This is a genomic window from Pelagibius sp. Alg239-R121 (assembly GCF_947331435.1).
Taxonomy (GTDB): Bacteria; Pseudomonadota; Alphaproteobacteria; order Kiloniellales; family Kiloniellaceae; genus Denitrobaculum.
In genome coordinates, this window is the sequence record NZ_CAMZOF010000003.1 from 105,696 (window position 1) to 122,959 (window position 17,264).

The 17,264-nt window shown below is 57.2% G+C and carries 13 protein-coding genes; 6 read left to right on the top strand and 7 right to left on the bottom strand.

What is annotated here, in order from left to right:
- Nucleotides 1-34 precede the first annotated feature (34 nt).
- Nucleotides 35-1,456: a sigma-54 dependent transcriptional regulator gene (locus QMZ18_RS10945; RefSeq protein WP_282606335.1), complete on the bottom strand. Its 1,422-nt coding sequence runs from the start codon at nucleotides 1,454-1,456 to the stop codon at nucleotides 35-37.
- Between the two features lie 13 nt (nucleotides 1,457-1,469).
- Nucleotides 1,470-3,293: an ATP-binding protein gene (locus QMZ18_RS10950; protein ID WP_282606336.1), complete on the bottom strand. Its 1,824-nt coding sequence runs from the start codon at nucleotides 3,291-3,293 to the stop codon at nucleotides 1,470-1,472.
- Between the two features lie 606 nt (nucleotides 3,294-3,899).
- Here QMZ18_RS10950 and QMZ18_RS10955 point away from each other — a divergent pair.
- From QMZ18_RS10955 to QMZ18_RS10970, 4 genes are all read left to right on the top strand, one after another.
- Nucleotides 3,900-5,738 (top strand): PEP-CTERM sorting domain-containing protein, encoded by a 1,839-nt coding sequence (locus QMZ18_RS10955; RefSeq protein ID WP_282606337.1) that lies wholly within the window; start codon nucleotides 3,900-3,902, stop codon nucleotides 5,736-5,738.
- 90 nt (nucleotides 5,739-5,828) lie between these two features.
- Nucleotides 5,829-6,413, top strand: coding sequence for a peptidoglycan-binding protein (locus QMZ18_RS10960; protein WP_282606338.1), 585 nt, complete (start codon nucleotides 5,829-5,831; stop codon nucleotides 6,411-6,413).
- A gap of 251 nt (nucleotides 6,414-6,664) precedes the next feature.
- Nucleotides 6,665-7,447: a 3-hydroxybutyrate dehydrogenase gene (locus QMZ18_RS10965; protein WP_282606339.1), complete on the top strand. Its 783-nt coding sequence runs from the start codon at nucleotides 6,665-6,667 to the stop codon at nucleotides 7,445-7,447.
- 17 nt (nucleotides 7,448-7,464) lie between these two features.
- A complete protein-coding gene (locus QMZ18_RS10970; RefSeq protein WP_282606340.1) occupies nucleotides 7,465-7,803 on the top strand; it encodes a low molecular weight protein tyrosine phosphatase family protein in 339 nt (112 codons plus the stop codon).
- A gap of 43 nt (nucleotides 7,804-7,846) precedes the next feature.
- Here QMZ18_RS10970 and speB read toward each other — a convergent pair whose 3' ends face one another.
- The gene (gene speB, locus QMZ18_RS10975) at nucleotides 7,847-8,758 is read right to left on the bottom strand and encodes an agmatinase (RefSeq protein WP_282606341.1); all 912 of its coding nucleotides are present in this window, start codon (nucleotides 8,756-8,758) and stop codon (nucleotides 7,847-7,849) included.
- 119 nt (nucleotides 8,759-8,877) lie between these two features.
- Nucleotides 8,878-10,104, bottom strand: coding sequence for an MFS transporter (locus tag QMZ18_RS10980; protein WP_282606342.1), 1,227 nt, complete (start codon nucleotides 10,102-10,104; stop codon nucleotides 8,878-8,880).
- A gap of 150 nt (nucleotides 10,105-10,254) precedes the next feature.
- Here QMZ18_RS10980 and QMZ18_RS10985 point away from each other — a divergent pair, with 150 nt between their 5' ends.
- Both QMZ18_RS10985 and QMZ18_RS10990 read left to right on the top strand, forming a co-directional pair.
- A complete protein-coding gene (locus tag QMZ18_RS10985; protein WP_282606343.1) occupies nucleotides 10,255-11,223 on the top strand; it encodes a GlxA family transcriptional regulator in 969 nt (322 codons plus the stop codon).
- A 180-nt stretch (nucleotides 11,224-11,403) separates the two neighbouring features.
- Nucleotides 11,404-12,705, top strand: a complete 1,302-nt coding sequence (locus QMZ18_RS10990) for an MFS transporter (protein ID WP_282606344.1) — start codon at nucleotides 11,404-11,406, stop codon at nucleotides 12,703-12,705.
- Here the strand turns inward: QMZ18_RS10990 and QMZ18_RS10995 are convergent.
- Genes QMZ18_RS10995 through QMZ18_RS11005 form a run of 3 tightly spaced genes read right to left on the bottom strand, consistent with a single transcriptional unit; the run spans nucleotide 12,687 to nucleotide 17,258 of the window.
- Nucleotides 12,687-14,261, bottom strand: coding sequence for a sulfatase-like hydrolase/transferase (locus tag QMZ18_RS10995; RefSeq protein WP_282606345.1), 1,575 nt, complete (start codon nucleotides 14,259-14,261; stop codon nucleotides 12,687-12,689). The two genes, QMZ18_RS10990 and QMZ18_RS10995, sit on opposite strands and share 19 nt — an antisense overlap.
- Before the next feature lie 44 nt (nucleotides 14,262-14,305).
- On the bottom strand, nucleotides 14,306-15,343 hold the full coding sequence (locus QMZ18_RS11000; RefSeq protein WP_282606346.1) for a TAXI family TRAP transporter solute-binding subunit: 1,038 nt from the start codon (nucleotides 15,341-15,343) through the stop codon (nucleotides 14,306-14,308).
- Nucleotides 15,344-15,359: 16 nt separating this feature from the next.
- Nucleotides 15,360-17,258, bottom strand: a complete 1,899-nt coding sequence (locus tag QMZ18_RS11005) for a TRAP transporter fused permease subunit (RefSeq protein ID WP_282606347.1) — start codon at nucleotides 17,256-17,258, stop codon at nucleotides 15,360-15,362.
- Nucleotides 17,259-17,264: the final 6 nt, after the last annotated feature.

The following is a 17,264-nucleotide window of genomic DNA, read 5'->3' on the forward strand; positions in this document are numbered from 1 at the left end:
TGAGTTTGTCAGAATCCTGTATCTGATAGGCGTTTTATGAAGCATCGCTGCTTTCTGAGTGGCTCACTATGAAGTCCTGCCTATTTAGACCATGCCGGAGCATTTTCTGATTGAGCGTCCGGCGCGGAATGTCGAGAGCGTCGCAGACCGCCTGAATGTTGCCATGATGAGTTTTGAGTCCACGAAGGATCGCCGTGCGTTCGAAGCGATCGACCCGTTCAGCCAGTGAGGCGTCGGAGGCTTCGGGATCGCTACTCTGGTCGAGGGGGCGAAGGATCGAAGTCAGGCTCCGGCCGGTGTTCGCGAATAGGACGTGGCGTTCGGCGGTGTTTTTGAGTTCGCGGATATTGCCACGCCAGGTGTGTGCCATCAGCAATGCGATATCGCTGTCGCTCAGGGCGGGTGCAGGACGGTCGTGACTGGTGGCGGCGGCGTTTTTGAAATGTTCGAACAGAGTTACGATATCGTCGCCGCGTTCTCGCAGGGGCGGAATGCGCAATGTGATGACGTTGAGGCGGTAGAGGAGATCTTCGCGGAAGCGGCCTTCGGTTGACGCCTCCTCGATATCGATGTTGGCGGCCGTTACGGTCCGCAGGTCGATCGGGATCGAATCGTTGGAGCCCAGCCGTTCAATGCGGTTTTCCTGAAGGGCGCGGAGAAGCTTGGGTTGGAGCGAAAGCGGCATGCTGCCGATTTCATCGAGAAAGAGAGTCCCGCCGCTGGCGTGTTCCATCTTGCCGACCCGTTTTTTCTGAGCGCCGGTAAAGGCCCCCGCCTCGTGTCCGAAAAGCTCGCTCTCGAAAATCTGCTCGGGGATTGCCGTGGCGTTCACGGCGACAAAATTGTTGGCGGCACGACTGCTTAGCTCATGCAGGCGGCGCGCCACGACTTCTTTACCGGTGCCGGTCTCGCCCAGGATTAGAACACTTGCGTCGGTGTCGGCGATGGCGTGGAGGTCTGCGCGCAGACGGTCCATGGCCGGGCAGTGGCCGAGAAGCTGTGTAGTGGGGCCAGTGCTTTCAGTCACCTGTTGCCGGAGACGGCGATTCTCGAGCACGAGACGGCGTTTTTCGACGGCGCGGTGCACGATTTCGAGAATTTGTTCCGGCTCGAAAGGTTTTTCAATGAAGTCGTAGGCGCCTTCCTTCATGGCGTCGACCGCCATGGGGACATCGCCGTGGCCTGTCATCAGGACGACCGGCAGGTCTTTGTCCATGGCCGAGACGCGGCGCAGAAGTTCCAGGCCATTCATGCGCGGCATCTTGACGTCAGAGAGGATGACTCCGGGGAAGTCAGGAGACAGCTGTTGCAAGGCGTCGTCGGCTCGTTCGAAGGCAACGACTTCGAAATCGGCCAGCGACAGCCACTGCTTGATCGCCGCCCGCATGGCCGCTTCATCGTCGACAAAATAGACAAGATTGCAGGGTCGGGCGGCATCATCCCGGGGCGTGGTCATGCATGCATTCCTGTCATGTTCCGGTTCCGGCGGGCGCGAAACCACTCAGTGCAGTCTCTGCCTGTTCCAGAACAGGTAGGCGGATGGTAAAGCGTGCTCCGCCGGCGGGATTATTTTCCGCCTGCAAGCTGCCTCCTAGGTCCGTGATGATGCCGTAGGATATTGAAAGCCCCAGCCCGATGCCTTCACCAACCTCCTTGGTAGTGAAGAAAGGATCGAAAAGCTTTGCGAGATTCTCGTCCGAGATGCCATGCCCAACGTCGTCGATGCTTAGCACTGCTGTTTGTTCCGTTACGTATAGAGCAATCGTGACCAGACGCTTGTCGCTCTCCTCCATTGCATCGATGGCGTTGCGAACGAAGTTCACCAGCACTTGGCCAACCCGTACTTCGTCGGCACGCACCGTAACTGGCGTGCTTGGAAGGTCAGTCACGATTTCTACGGCATCCAGACGGATTTGTGGATCCAGAAGGGCCAGAGCATCGGCGACCGCGTCCTGGAGAACCACAGGTGCGAGCTTGCCTTCGCTTTTACGAGCAAAGGTCTTGAGCTGACCGGTGATGGCACCCATTCGGTCGGCAAGTCTGGAGAGGGTGGTCAGGTTTTCTTCGACCTGCCCGCTGTCGCCGCGTTTCAGGAAGATTCTACTTCCAGCGAGGAAGGTCTGGATCGCGGCCAGGGGTTGATTGAGCTCATGGGCGATGGCAGCGGACATCTGACCAAGCGCGGCGAGCTTGCCGGCCTGAACCAGTTCATTCTGGGTTTCGCGCAGTTCGCCCTCCGCCCGGCGGCGCTCTTCGATTTCCGCCTGAAGTTTCCGGTTGACGGCCTCGATGGCCATGGCCTCACGTGCCCGGCGGGCCGACGCCGCTTTCAGTCTGCGTTCGCGTAGGAACAGGATAGCGAAGAACAGCAGAATCCACGAGATGGCCATGATCGCGATGACGGATGAGACTCGTGCTGTGACATTTGCCAATGGAGAGAGGTAGTGCAGCCTACCGCCAAGGTTTTCGATGTTCCTCGATTGCAACAGGTAGTCCGTACCACCGAACCTGCGAAGCTGCCCTTGGCTACCGCCGTCGCCGGGCCTCTCAGCCGCCGCTGACGAAGCTGTAACCGGCATGAGTTCCAGGGGTTGTAACTTGATACCGCGGTATTGCCGTCCCCGGCGGATCCGTTCAACAGTCTCCGGCGTCAGGGCGCCGAGTGTTCGGTACTTCCAGTCGGCGCGGCTGGAGAGAAAGACAACGCCGTTGGAATCACTGACGAAGACTGTTTCGCCGCCATCCCGCCAGTCCTGTTGCAAGGGGTTTAGGTCGACCTTGACCACCGCAACCCCCAGGATTTTATCTGCTTGACCCAAAGCCTCAGTGCCGACGATCGGCCAGGAGAGGAAGTAGCCGGGTTCGCCCGTGGTTGCGCCGATGGCGAAGAAGCTGCCCGCTTTTCCTTCCATGGCATCGCGGAAGTAAGGCCGAAAGCTGTAGTTGTGACCGACGAAGCTGACGTCACTGCGCCAATTGCTGGCTGCCAAGGTCTCGCCGTTCGCATCTAGGACATAGAGTGCGTCGGCGCCAGCTTGAGCGTTGATCTGTTCCAGATAGAGATTGACGTCGCCGGCTTCGCCGCCGCGTGACACAAGCTCGTTAACACCGTTGTTTCTCGTTACAACAAAGGGAAGGTAGCGGTATCTTTCCAGGGCAGCCTGCAGGGTGCTGTCGTACAGGGCCAAACGTTCCCGACCGGTTTCCCGTGCCCCATCGACCGCCGTGCTACGGGCAATGTCGGCGGCCTTCCAAATGGTCACAGCAGCCAGCAAGAGAATACCGGCGATCACGATCAGACGCCGATTCAAACTTGGCGCTGTTGCGTCTGTTGTTGGCGCTGTTCCCGAACTGGTCACCTGAGTTTTTACCGTCCTGCGTAGTTTTCAATCAAGCGCGCTTTCGCGCTCTCACCATAGCCTAGGTCATGGACGCTTAAACTGCGATGTTCTTGATCGTTTGGCCGTAATAATTCAGCGGGAAAAGTAAGGCGAAGCGGGTTTTTGAAGTCGCATGTGAATTTAGCGGCGTGTTGTTTATTGAAGATTTCTTCCACTTACTAAGGGTTGGTGATCAGATGAGTTATTAAACTATAAAGTGATGAATGTGACGAAATTCCTTACATGAACCTACTTTGAGTAGAAATAAAATATAGATCATTGATAAATATAAAAAAACTAGGTTGTATTTTTATCAAATAGGTAAATTAACTGATAAAAGTGACGGTAATTTTTACACAACTATTAAGAGTGATTATAAATATTGAGTATAATCAAATATTTCGCATATTAGATTCTTCGGCACGAATCTTGCTTTTCTTCCTGGCTAAAGCTTTCGCACTTACAGAGTTTAGGCCGAGGGGCGGCCGGCGCGGAGGCTTGGGGATCTCGGGGGGGAACATGAAAATTTTGGGCTGGATATTGACGTCTGCAGTCTGCGCGCTGCTGTTGTCGTCGGAAACAGTACAGGCTGTACCTTTCACTTACGAACTGGAGTTTCAGACAAATGGTCAAAGTATCTGGGATTCTGGACAGTCGACCACGTTGAGTCAAAGCACCTTTCTCGGCGCGGCCTGGGAAGATAAAACCACTGAAATAGATCTGATCGCGGGCAATGAGGACACCAACGTCCCAAATCCCGCTAGGATCCTTTACGACATCAAGTTTGCGGCCTGTGATCTTCTCCACTCTGCGAGCACCTGCATCAATGGTCGGAGCGCCCGGTCTCTTGTGGTTCCTCTTGGCAGCCGACCGAGTGTTCGTAGCTGCGGGAGGTATAATTTCGTTTGTAAAGGCCTTCGCGCAACTGACATTGCCCGTCGAGCTACATACGATGCGGCTTTCAGTCTCTGCAGAAAAAAGAATTCGAGCAGTACTTGTCGTAAAGGTCAGTCGCCCAGAATTGGGGTAACCGCTCTAGGGACCGCTCCGGCCCAGTTTGCTCAGGTTGACACGCGAACAGGTGTTGCCGTCAAAGGTACGACGGACGGGCGTGTCGGTGTCGAGCTTGGCGTTGAAATTGACAGCGGGTCTGTGGACGCGACGGTTTCCTACAAAGCTTCGCTGGATATTCCCGATACCAAGGGCCTCAGTAAAGCGAACGCGATCAACTTCAATCCGAACAGCGTTCTGGCCGGAACCAATACACTCAACACCAAATTCGCAAACCTGGAACTCTCGGTCGACGCGGTTATGGAACTCTCCGGCAACGTGACCGGCGAAGCCTGCGTCATTGGCGCCGGTTGCAAGGTTGGAAGCTCGCCTTTCAACATCGATGAAACCGCGTCGATTGTATCCTTCAATAAGGGCGGAGAGGGTGAAGTTCTGCTGTTGGGACAAAAACCATCGGTTTTTGGTTTTCCGGACGAAGCCAACGGTTTTCCTTTCGCTATCGATGCCGGAATTGCGGAGGTGACGCTTCATCTTCCGCAGCCTGACGCCAGCGGTGGTCTTGACCCCAATAGCAAAACGCTGAAGGCTTCAGGACAGGATGATCTGGTCGATCTGATCGTGGACCTCGATGAGGTCGTTGCGTCCGCCGCCGGTCTCCCCGGGTTGTTTGGATCGAGTGCGCCAATCGGGACGGTCGGTTCCATAGGTTTCGACATCATCAACGTTGAAATCGGTCCGACGGTCGATTTGAAACAGGATTTCGAACTGGATCCGACTCTGTTCGTTGAGTTGGTATTTGATAAGGCGGTCTTAATCGGCGGTGAACTGGTTACCAGCTTTGTTGCCGCCTGGGAGCAGCTGCCGGATATCACCTTCGTGGATGATGTGACGACGGTAACTCCGACTTTCTTTGTCGAAGCTGACTTGCTCAACGAGACTCTGCTGGATTTCGATTTCGAATTCATCATCGACCTGCTGCAGATAAAGTTCGATCTGCTCGGGATCGAAAGGAGTTTTGGAATAGGCAATGTACTTGAGCAGGGAGTCGATCTGTTCGAATCCCCGAACTTCTATGAGAATCTCTTCCCGCTGCTCGGTTTCAATGTCGAAATCGGTGAGAGCTTTGTTGTCGATTTCCTCGACGGTTCGACGGCACCCACAACCGCTGCTGCAAAGAGTGCAGAGAATCCGATATTGGAGTTTGCAGTTGTATCGGTTCCCGAACCGGGTACGCTTGCGCTGTTCTTTCTTGGGGTATGTGCGCTTTTCGCCTTTCGCCAGCGGATGGCGGACGAGGGTTCGGCCCTTGTCGTGATCCGACTGAATGTATCTTCGAAGAGGCGATAACTGTATCTGTTGTCGGCGGCGGGGACTTTCGAAGCCGATTTCTTCGCCGTCGGCGACGTACCGCTTTTTAGCTGCGTGTAGAGGTTTTAGATGAAACTCCTTAGGTTGGCGCTTTGTGGGTTGCTGTTTCAGACAACGGCCGCATTAGCGGCGGACAGCAATAACAAATTTGCCATGAAGGGGGCAGGTTTCCTGCCTTGCCAGATCTACGTCAAAGCGCGGGAAGACAAAAACAACGTTTACTACATGATCGGTGGTTGGCTGGAGGGATACATTTCCGCCCATAACCGGCTTTCCGAAGATACTTTCGATGTCATGTCCTTCGAGTCGCTCGAGCTGTTACTCAGTGTTATCGAAGTACACTGCCGCTCCAACCCCGAAGACGTTCTCTATGGTGTCGTCGATTCCATGTTGACGGAATTCGGGCCGGACAGGCTGGAGGCAAGCTCGCCGAAAGTGCAGATCGTGGAGGGTGAGCGTAAAACCGCACTGTATCGGGAAACGATCCGCCGCATGCAGGTCAAACTGACCGAACTGGGGCTGTTCAAAGACGAAGCCGACGGAAGATTCAACGATGCGACACGGTCGGCTCTCATCGCATTTCAATCCGACCTTAACTTCGAAACGACGGGTTTCCCGGACCAGACCACTCTTTGGCGGCTGCTGCGGAAGTAAGGGTGCGGCTGAGCTGCTGTCTTTTGCCAGCCAACGCCGAAAAATCAGCACACCAACTTATCTTCTTCGCTAGGACCGATACCCCAAATCATGACTTGGGCAGATCGCGACGCGACAACACTTTCGCTTTGCGTGCGGACACCGGGATATGGCTGCAAAAAGCCGCTTGCAAGTGAGCGTCCTCTGCCCAAATATTGCGCTGCACAAATCGTCATGCCGCCCGGCGTCGAGACCTAAAGAGAGGAACGTTCATGTTGAACGGAAAAAACGCAGTCGTCACCGGATCCACAAGCGGGATCGGGCTTGGGATCGCCGAGGCTCTTGCGGCCGCCGGCGCCAATGTCATGCTTAACGGCCTGGGAGATGCGGCTGCCATTGAAGAGATCCGTGCCGGCCTGGAGGCAAAATATGCGGTCAAGGTGGCCTATTCGCCTGCAAATATGCTCAAACCCGACGAGATTGCGACGATGGTCAAAGGCTGTGAAAGCACCTTCGGGTCGGCAGATATCGTCGTCAATAACGCTGGGATTCAGCATGTGGCGCCGATCGACGAATTCCCGATCGAAAAGTGGGATGCGATCATTGCCATCAATCTCACCTCTGCATTTCACGCGATACGGGCTGCCTTGCCTGGCATGAAGGAGAAGGGGTGGGGCCGGATCATCAATATCGCCTCCGCCCATGCCCTGGTGGCCTCACCCTACAAGTCGGCCTACGTTGCAGCGAAGCATGGCATTGCCGGTCTGACCAAGACTGTCGCGCTCGAAGTGGCACAGGAGGGTATTACCGTCAATGCGATCGCGCCGGGCTACGTCCTGACACCGCTGGTCGAGGCGCAAATCCCCGATACCGCGAAGGCGCGTGGCATCAGCGAGGAAGAGGTCAAACGCGACGTCATGCTCGCCGGGCAGCCGACCAAGAAGTTTGTCGAGGTTGAGAATTTGGGCGCGCTTGCAGTCTTCCTCTGCCAGGACAGCGCAGCCTCAATCACCGGCGCGACCCTGCCGGTCGACGGCGGTTGGACGGCACAGTAGGGCTGAAGATCTACTCTATGAATGTCTTGTTCGTTTGCAGCCGCAATCAGTGGCGGAGCCCGACGGGCGAACATGTTTGGCGTAAGGTCTCTGGTGTGGCCGTTCGTTCTGCTGGGACGAGCAGAGGCGCGCGTCGTCGTCTGACGCTTGCAGATATTCGTTGGGCCGATTTGATCCTCGTCATGGAGGACAAACACAAGTCGAGAATCAGAGCTGACTTTCGCGAAGACGTAAGGTTCAAGACGCTTCACGTGCTCGACATTCCCGATGACTACCGTTTCATGGATCCAGAGTTGGTTGAGATCATCAAGGAAAAGACAGAGCCTCTAATTCTTGGCGAGGAGAACGCAAGGTAACAACCTGATGTCACCCTGACAGTAGATAGACGCACGAAGTGATTTACCTCTTTGCAGCGGCCAGTAAGCCCATATAGAAGGCCATGACAGAAGCTCCGTTTAGGGCGGTTATCTCTCCCACGTCGTAGGCCGGGGCGACTTCGACCATGTCCATACCGATGAAGTTAATCCCGCCGAGACGGGTCAGAATGGCACGGGCTTGCCAGGCCAACAGGCCTCCCATTTCCGGTGTGCCGGTTCCGGGTGCGCAGGAGGGGTCGAAGCAGTCGATATCGAAGGTCAGGTAGGTTTTCGCTTCGTCGCCGACCACTTCGTGAATGCGGGTGGCGATGTCGGCAGGATTGCTCATATGCACGTCCTCGGCAGTGATAATCGTGACACCCTGATCCAGTGTCCATTGCCAGACCTCCGGCTCGACGCGACAGCGAATGCCGACCTGGACCATGCGCTCCGGGTCGACCAGTCCTTCGTTAATGGCGATACGAAAATTCGTACCGTGGGTGACGGCGACGCCGTAGTTCTCAGCCCAGGTGTCAACGTGCGCATCGAAATGAACCAACCCGAGCGGACCGCCGTGTTTCTTTGCTGCAGCGCGCAGCAGAGGCAGGGTTACGAGGTGATCGCCACCCACCGCGATCAGGTGTTCATGTTCCAACGCCTGTTGCTCTATCAGCGCCAGGGACTCGTCCAGTTTGCCCATCAGGACCGCGAAGTTCCCCACATCCGCGAAATCCAGATCGTAGAGATCGGCCCAGAGATCGGGATAGGTTCCACCGGCCATGCGGCTGGCGCGCCTGACCGCGGCGGGACCGTCACGCGCGCCGGCCCGATTAGTGGTGGCGATATCCAGCGGTACCCCGGCGATCGAGATCTCCGCGCCTCCCGTCTTAGCTGTCGTGAAGAATGTTTCACGCGCGGCAAAGGCCGGTAACGGGCGTTCTTGTTGTTTGCTCATTTGTTCACTGCCGCTGTTCAAGCTCATCTGATAGGGGGCCTCCGGGAGACTAACACGACTCCCTAGGATTAGGAGCATCGACAAAACGTCTACAGCGGTGAAGCGAATCTCTCGTGCCCTCAGGGTGCGAGGGTGCCAGAACGAGGAGTGTTTCGCAAAAGAAGTACGAGCAAGCCGGCGAGCACGGCCAGCCAGAGTGATGACCACCAGACCCAGTCGTAACGGGCATAGAGGTCGAAGAGAATCCCACCGAAATAGGCTCCGACCGCGCCCCCAATCTGGTGTCCCGCGGAAATCAATCCGAAGGCCAGGCCCATCACGCGGATACCGATGTGGCTGGCGACAAGGCTCGCGGTAACAGGACTTGTCGAATAGTCCACAAGCCCGAAGATGACGGCGAAGAGAAACAGAGTTTCCAGGTCCGTGCCGACATGAACGAGTAGGATAAAGGTCAAGCCGCGTATGAGGTAAATGCCGCCAAGCAAAAGCGGCCGGTTCACGCGGTCAGTCAACCATCCGACCAGGATCATGCCGGCCAGATTGATGGCCGAGAGCAGACCGTATGCCGTCGCGGAAGGGATAGGACCGAAGCCGCAGAAAGACGCGTAGGGGAGGAAATGGGTCTCGATCACTCCGGAGGTCGTGTAGCCGCAAAGAAAATAACTCCAGAAGAGAATCTGGAAAACCGGCATGCGGAGGATTCGCCAAGTGTCCTGCGCCAGGCTTGTTTGGGAGCCTTGTGCATTCTCCGACAATCTAACTTGGCTCATACCACTGGGGAACCAGCGCTTGACGCAGACCATCATGATGACCGTTGCGCCTCCCAAGGCAATGAACGCCAGCCGCCAATCGTAACTCGCGACCAGTACCGCAAGGAGTGGAACGATCAGGAGCTGCCCTGCTGAGGAGCCAGACGTGGCAATACCTGTCGCCAGTCCCTGGTTGGCGTCGAATTCCTGTTCCACTGCGGCGGATACCACATGGATTGCCACCAAACCGAAGCCGGTTGCGGCGATGCCCCCGAACGCCACAAGGAATGCCACGGGATGACTCGTGACGGCGACCAAAAAGCAACCGGTTGCCAATAGTCCCATTCCCAACAGCGTAACTGCGCGCGCGCCCTGCCGATCCACCAGCCGGCCTGCCAGTGGCGCAAGAACCGCAGTCATCATGAGCGCGGTGGCGGCGATTCCAGAGGTAAAGCTGCGCGACCAACCGAGCTCCTGTTCCAAAAGGGGCATGACCAGCCCAAAGGTAGCGCGCGTGGAGTAGGCCAGGGCCAAGGCAAGAAAGGAAAGACCGACCATCACCCAAGGGCGCCAATTCACTACTGTATCTTTCTGCATTAATCGTCCGCCCTTTGGTCTTTGCTCGATTCTTTTGCTGGTTTACCTCCTCGTCCTCATGGCATAAATGACAATATGACTTCAATTTCTGCCACTTCCGCAAATGTAACCACCGATCGATTCGAGAAGGCCAGACGACTTAAGAGAATCGTGATTGTCGTTTATCCCGGCGTGACGCTTTTGGATGCGGCCGGGCCCGCACAGGTATTCTCCAGTGCCAACGACATGCTGAACCGGGAAGGCAAAGAAGCCCTCTATCAGCTCTTGCTGACCTCTCCGCTCGGCGGCGATATCGAGACCGACACAGGCATTGTGTTAAAAACTCTTTCTCTGCAAAACGCCTCGAAGCAGCCGATCGATACGATGATTATCTCAGGCGGTGTGGGCGTATTTGATCTGCTGGAGGAAAACAGGTTCCTTAAGTGGGTCGTCGCCCGCCATGCGGAGTGCCGGCGGGTGGCGACGACCTGCATGGGTGCCTTTGTTACGGCTAAAGCGGGGCTTCTTGATGGAGAAAGCGTTGCGACACACTGGCGCTACGCCGAGGATCTCCAGTGCCAGCACCCTGAAGCTCAAGTCGAGAAGGATCCGCTGTTTGTGCGAAGTGGAAAGATGTGGTCCGCGGCGGGTGTGACCTCGGGGATAGACCTTGCCCTTGCCATGGTTGAAGAAGATCTCGATCATCGCCTTGCTATGTTGGTTGCCCAGTCGCTCGTGGTTTTCTTCAAGCGGCCCGGTGGGCAATCGCAATTCAGTAATGTGTTGAACGTCCAGAAGAAGGACGAAGCCGGTACCTTTTCCGAGCTTCATGCCTGGATTGCCGAAAACCTGAGGCGCGACCTAAGTATCGAGGTTTTAGCCCAAGAGGTCCGCATGAGCCCTCGAACCTTCGCGCGCCGGTATAAGGAGCGTACCGGCGTCACGCCGGCACGCTCCGTGGAGATGATGCGTGTCGATTCGGCGAAGCGCATGCTGGAACTGGAGCAGGATTTGCCACTCGCGAAGATTGCCAGGAATACCGGCCTTGCCGATGAACAACGTCTACGTAGGGCTTTCGTGCGGCACATGGGAATTTCGCCGCTGGATTACCGCGCAAAGTTCGGTGCGGCGGTGGGCTAGGCTCTGAGGCTTTAAAGACCAAACGAGTTGAGCACACGTGGCAGAGGGCATGATCAGGATTCCGTTACCCAGGAGCCCGTCCATTCTCGATACACCGGCGCAAGCTGCATTGCCGCTTTGCGAGACTCGGGCGGATGTGGCTCAATAGGGGTTCTCTGCTCACATCATCAGCGAAACTAAATGCCAGGTCAGGCCGGGTTCGGCGGGGTCGTTCGCACGCTCCAACACAGGAACTTTCGCATCTACATTACCGGTGCTTCGATTTCTCTGATCGGCACCTGGATGCAGCGCGTTGCCGTGGGCTGGTTGACCTGGGAGTTGACGGAGTCGGGCTTCTGGCTCGGGCTGGTGTCTTGTGCTGACCTTCTGCCCGCGGTGTTCGTGGGGCCTTTCGGTGGCGTGGTCGCTGACCGTTATAACCGCTTGAAGATCATGCTGACCGCGCAGACCGTCTCGTTGTTTCAGGCGATTGCACTTTTTGCCCTGACTGCGTCGGGGCAAGTGACCGTCGAACTGCTGGCGTTGCTTGTGCTTATCAACGGGATCGCCATGGGCTTTAATCAGCCGTCACGCCTTGCACTTATGCCTAGTCTGGTACCTCGCGAGGACCTTTCGACCGGGATTGCGATCAACTCGATCATCTTCAACTTGGCGCGATTTATCGGTCCTGCCATGGCTGGGTTGCTGATCGTGTCTGTTGGGGTCCAGGGCGCGTTTGGAGCAAATGCCCTGACGTTCTCGGCCTTTTTGATTGCCTTGTTTCGCATCAAAGTGCCGCGTCGGCCAGACCGGGGTAAGGGCAAGATTCCGCCGTCGATCTGGGTTCAACTTGGTGAGGGAATCACCTATGCTGCCCGGCATCCGGGGATTGGCCCGATGCTGTTGTTGCTTGCGACCGCGTCGCTGGGTGTGCGGCCCTTCGTCGAACTGATGCCCGGCTTCGCCGCCCGGGTTTTCGGAGGTGGCGCCGACACGCTCGCTTTACTGACATCGACGGTTGGAATCGGCGCGGTGATGAGCGGCCTCTGGATCGCGCGGCGCGGTGGTGGTGGGCTTACCAAGCTGGTACTGCTCAATACCTTGTTACTGGCACTGTCGATGTTGGCCTTCATTGCAACCGATTGGCTTTGGATCGGGGTCGCGAGCGTGGCCGTTGCAGGCATGGCCATGGTCGCTGCAGGTGTCAGCATGCAAACCCTGATGCAGATGTCGGTCGACGGCGATCTGCGCGGGCGGGTGCTAAGCCTTTACGGCATCATCTTTATCGGTGGCCCCGCTGCGGGTTCACTCATTATGGGCACGCTCTCCGAATCCTTCGGCTTGCGCCTTCCGCTGGGCGTGGGGGCGGTTGCCGTGGTCGCAATGTGGCTGTGGATCTGGCGTAAGCGCGCGTCGATCTCCGAGGCGCTGGAACCGAAAGCCACGAAAGTAAAACCGGGCCCGGACCAAACCGAGACCGGGCGTTACCAGACGCCGATATAGATGCCGCGCTTTCGCGCACCGCCGGTGCGCCGTTTTATCTCCTCGTTGCTGATGGTGGTGCGCAGCTTTCGCTTACGCAGCCAGTCGAACAGCAGGCCGTCCATTTCCGCACGCACTTCGCTATGGATATTTGAGCGGCCCAGATCGTTCAATTCGCGTGGATCGGCCTGTAGGTCATAGAGCACAGGAGGGTGTTTTTCGAAACGCATGTATTTCCAGCGCGTGGTGCGGATCATGAAAGCGCGGGCTTCGTCCGGCTCCAAATCGAGATCCTTGCTTGCGTGGTGCATGGCGAAGCAGCTGTCGGCGTAAATGGCGTTGCGCCAGCCAACCGGTTTTGTGCCCTGAAGCAGCGGTGCGAGCGATGACCCTTCCAGGAGGTGCGGCTGAGCTTCGCCGCCGGACCAATCCAGGAAGCTTGGTGCCAGATCGATCGCTTCGACGAAGTCGTCGATAGTGCGGCCGCGGGTGGCGTCGGCCTGGGTGCGCGGGTCATAGACGATCATCGGCACGCGCATAACCTCGTCGTGAAAGAGGTCCTTGTCGCCCAACCAGTGATCACCGAGATAGTCACCATGATCGCTGGTGTAGATGATGATGGTGTTATCGGCCTGGCCGATTTCCTCCAAAAATGCGCGCAGCCGGCCCAGATGGTGATCGAGCTGGGTGATCAGGCCCATATAAGCCGGAATGACTGTGTGGCGCACTTCGTCGCGGGAGAAGTTGACGCTTTCCTCGTGCTTCATAAAAGCTGCGATCACTGGATTGCAGTCGGCTTTTTCGTCCTCGGCGCGATTGGCTTCGACGATGTCTTCCGGTCCGTACATGTCATGGTACGGCGCGGGCGCCATGTAAGGCCAATGCGGCTTGATGTAGGAGAGATGCAAGCACCAGGGCTGGTCGGGAGTTTCGCGAATGAAGTCCATTGCCCGGTTTGTCATATAGGCGGTTTCCGAATGTTCTTCCTTCACGCGCGCAGGCAGGCGGGCGTTACGCAGGAACCAACCGGAAAGCAGCTCACCATTCTCGCCTTCGGCGGCATTGGCGTACTCGTGCCATGGGTTCTCACCGTCATATCCCTGTTCCTTGAGATAGCGGTTGTAGGCCAGGTTAGGGTCGAGCAATTGATCCGGGTGCAAGCCGTCGTCACGCTCGACAGGCTCAAATCCGCATTGGCTCATGAGCACGCCGTCCGCGCTCTCGGGATCAAGTCCCAGCCGTTCACAGGTCTCAAGGTCCGCCCGCATGTGAGTTTTACCGACCAGGGCAACGCGATAGCCCTGAGGGCGCAGGTAGTCGCCCATGGTATTTTCATCGATGCGCAGTGGGTAGTTATTGTAGTAGGCACCGTGAGAAAAGGCGTAGCGCCCGCTGTAAAAACTCATGCGTGAGCCGCCACAGACAGGGGCTTGCACAAAGGCTTCTGAAAAGCGTACGCCTTCCGCGGCCAGGCGATCCAGATGCGGGGTCTTGATGGTCGGATGACCAGCGCAGGCCATGTAGTCGGCACGGAATTGGTCCGCCATGATGAAGAGGATATTGGGCTTTTTTGTCATGTGGTCCCGAAACGCTTAATGGATGGCAGGGAAGACCGAAAGGATCAGGGTTTGAGTTCGTCGGGAATGGTCATGCCGATTTCCTCATAGTAACGCACCGCACCGGGGTGGAGGACCGCATTCATATCGGCCAGCGCCGTCCCGGTAGAGATGGGTTGCATCCAGGGAGCTTCGGCCTTGATGTCTTCCAGGCCGACCCAAAAGGCCTTCAACATTTCGTAGATGGCGTCGTCCGGCAGATCCTTGTTGGTGGACATCCCGACAGTGATGGCGAGAGTGTTCTCCGGGGTTGTGTTGACCTGAGCCTCGCCGTAGGCATCCGGCGGCATCTGGGTGAAGCGGAATCCCGGACGCTTGGCGAGCTTGGCAACTTCGGGTTTGGCCAGCGCATCCTCTGGGATACCCAGCATGCGGATCTCGTTGGAGACCGCAACCTGGCTGATCACCGGGCTGGGCGGGTTGGTCGGATTACAATAGACGTCGATGTTCTTATCCTGGAAGGCCTGAGCGGCGGAATCCCATCCAAGCTTGGCAACTTCGAAATCCTCGCCGGCTTTGTAGCCGGTGACGCTCTCGAACAGCAGAGTCATGGTGCGAAGTGCGGCTCCACCCGGCGGTCCCAGGAATACGCGCTTACCCTTCACGTCCATCAGCGACTCAATACCGGAATCCGCGTAGACCACGATGTGATACATGCCCATAGGGAAGTTGAAGAGCATACGGATGTTCTTGGAAAGATCGGGCGCCTGCTTGATCTTCTTGTACATGGCTTTGCCGTTGGACATTAAAAACATCACGGTCGGTGAAGACATGCAAAAGTCGGTTTTACCAGCGCCGACCTCCAACATGTGCTTTGTTGCTGCACCGGTGGCGTTGACCTGAATTTCGTGCTCGGGCAAGACCTTGTTGACCAAGGTCGCGAAGGTGGTCATCACCAAGTTGGGTGTCGTGCCTGGGCCCAACGTCGACATGCGGTAAAAGGATTTGGCGGCAAGACGGCTGGGCAGGAGCGGAGCCAGACTTGCTGCCGTCATGGCGGCAAGCGCGCCGCGGCGGGTGATGATGGCGTTTGTCTTGGTCATTGGTCGTTCCTCCGGGTTATGCGAAACCGCTGTTTCGATTTCTATAGCCTTGCCAAAGCGTCCAGCCAATCAGAAGGACGGCGAGGCCACAGGCGGCAAGAGTTATCAGGTTGGACGTGAAAATGATGGCGAGACCCAGTGCGGCGTAGAGCAGCGCGCGTGGGACATTTTTGCGAGCTGATCCCGCAATTGCGAAGTCAATCATCAACAGGGCGAGCGCTAAAGCAACCACGGCCCACACGGTCTCCCACAAGGGCTGACCGGTGCCAAGCAGCAGTGCTGGCTTGTAAGCGAACGCGAAGGGAATGAGAAAGCCGCTGACGCATAGCCGGACTGTTTCGACACTGACCTTGATGGGATTGGCTCCGGCGATTGGCGCGGCGGCGAAGGCGGCGAGGGCGACTGGGGGGGTGATGGCAGAGAGTACGCCGAAATAGACCACGAACAGATGGGCCTGAAGAGTCGATAGGCCGAGCTTTTGGACGGCAGGGCCCATCACAAGAACGATGACCAGATAGGCAGGCACCGTCGGCATGCCCATGCCGAGAACGAGACAGGCGATAGCCATGAGCAGCAGTGAGAGCAAGAGGGAGCCCTGGGAGAGAGTTTGCACGACGCTGGCAAAACGAATACCGAGGCCGGTCAGGTTCATGACTCCGATGACGATACCGACAGCCGCAACGATAGCGACCAGCAGGGCGGCAATGCGTCCGGTTTGGCGCAGGAACCGCAACCAGGGTTCTAACCGGCGGCTCTCAGGGACGAGAGCGAAACCGAGCAGGGTTGACGCAAGGACTCCCCAGAAACCCGCGAGCGCTGCGCTCGCTCCCTGAAGGAGAGTGACCACGATGATGCTGAGTGGTGCCACGAAGACGAAAAGCTTGCGCCACTCGGTGGCGTCCATCACCTGCTTGTCTTCAAGGGCTTTCTGTTCGACCTGGATCTTGCCAGCTTCTGTGTAGATCACCGCTAGCAGGTTGCCGAAATAGAAGAGGGCAGGGATCAGCGCAGCGAGGCATATAGTGAGATAGGAAATGCCGGTGATGTCGGCCATGATGAAGGCGACCGCACCCATGATTGGCGGCATGATCTGGCCGCCGGTCGACGCCCCGGCTTCCACGGCCGCGGCGAACTTTGCAGAAAAACCATAGCGCCGGATCAAGGGGATGGTGACAACACCTGTACCGACCACATTGGCGACTGCACTGCCGGATATAGTACCGAAGAGTGCGCTCGCGATGACCGCGGCTTGGGCCGGGCCGCCACGCAGACGGGCGGTGGCCATCAGAGCAAGGCGGACGATGCTGCGGTCGACGCCAATCGCTTCCAGAACGCCGCCGAAGACGATGAAGATCAGGATGGTTGAAGTTACGGCAGCCATGGGTCGGCCGAAGATGCCGTCGAAGCTGTACCAAAGGGTTTGCAGCAATTCTTCGCTTGAAACGCCTGCGTGCTGAAAGATCCAGGGCAGGGATTCGCCGTATGTTGCGTAGAGCAGACAGAGGATGCAGACGATCACCATGGCATTGCCGACGGTGCGGCGTGCCAATTCGACGACCACCGCGATGGCGACCCATGCCACGATTACATCCGCCTCATTGAGAAAATAAAGGCCGCTCTCGACTTCTTCGGAAATGCGGAAGAACCAAACCGCGGAGAGGCAGAGCCCGAGCAGCATGACAGCCCGCATTACGAGGTCGGCCTTGCGCCAGATTGTCTCTTCGTTGTTGGTTCCGATTAACAGGATAAGGCCGGCGAGCAGGAGTGCACCCACGCGCTGGATAACTTCGTCAAAGACCCCGAAGGCGGCGATGTAGACGGCGGTTGCGAGCAGCAGAAAGCACGGCAGGCCAACAACGATATGCCGGCCACGATCCATCAGGCCTGACCGCTGTCCGGCCAACGTTTCTGCCATAAACAC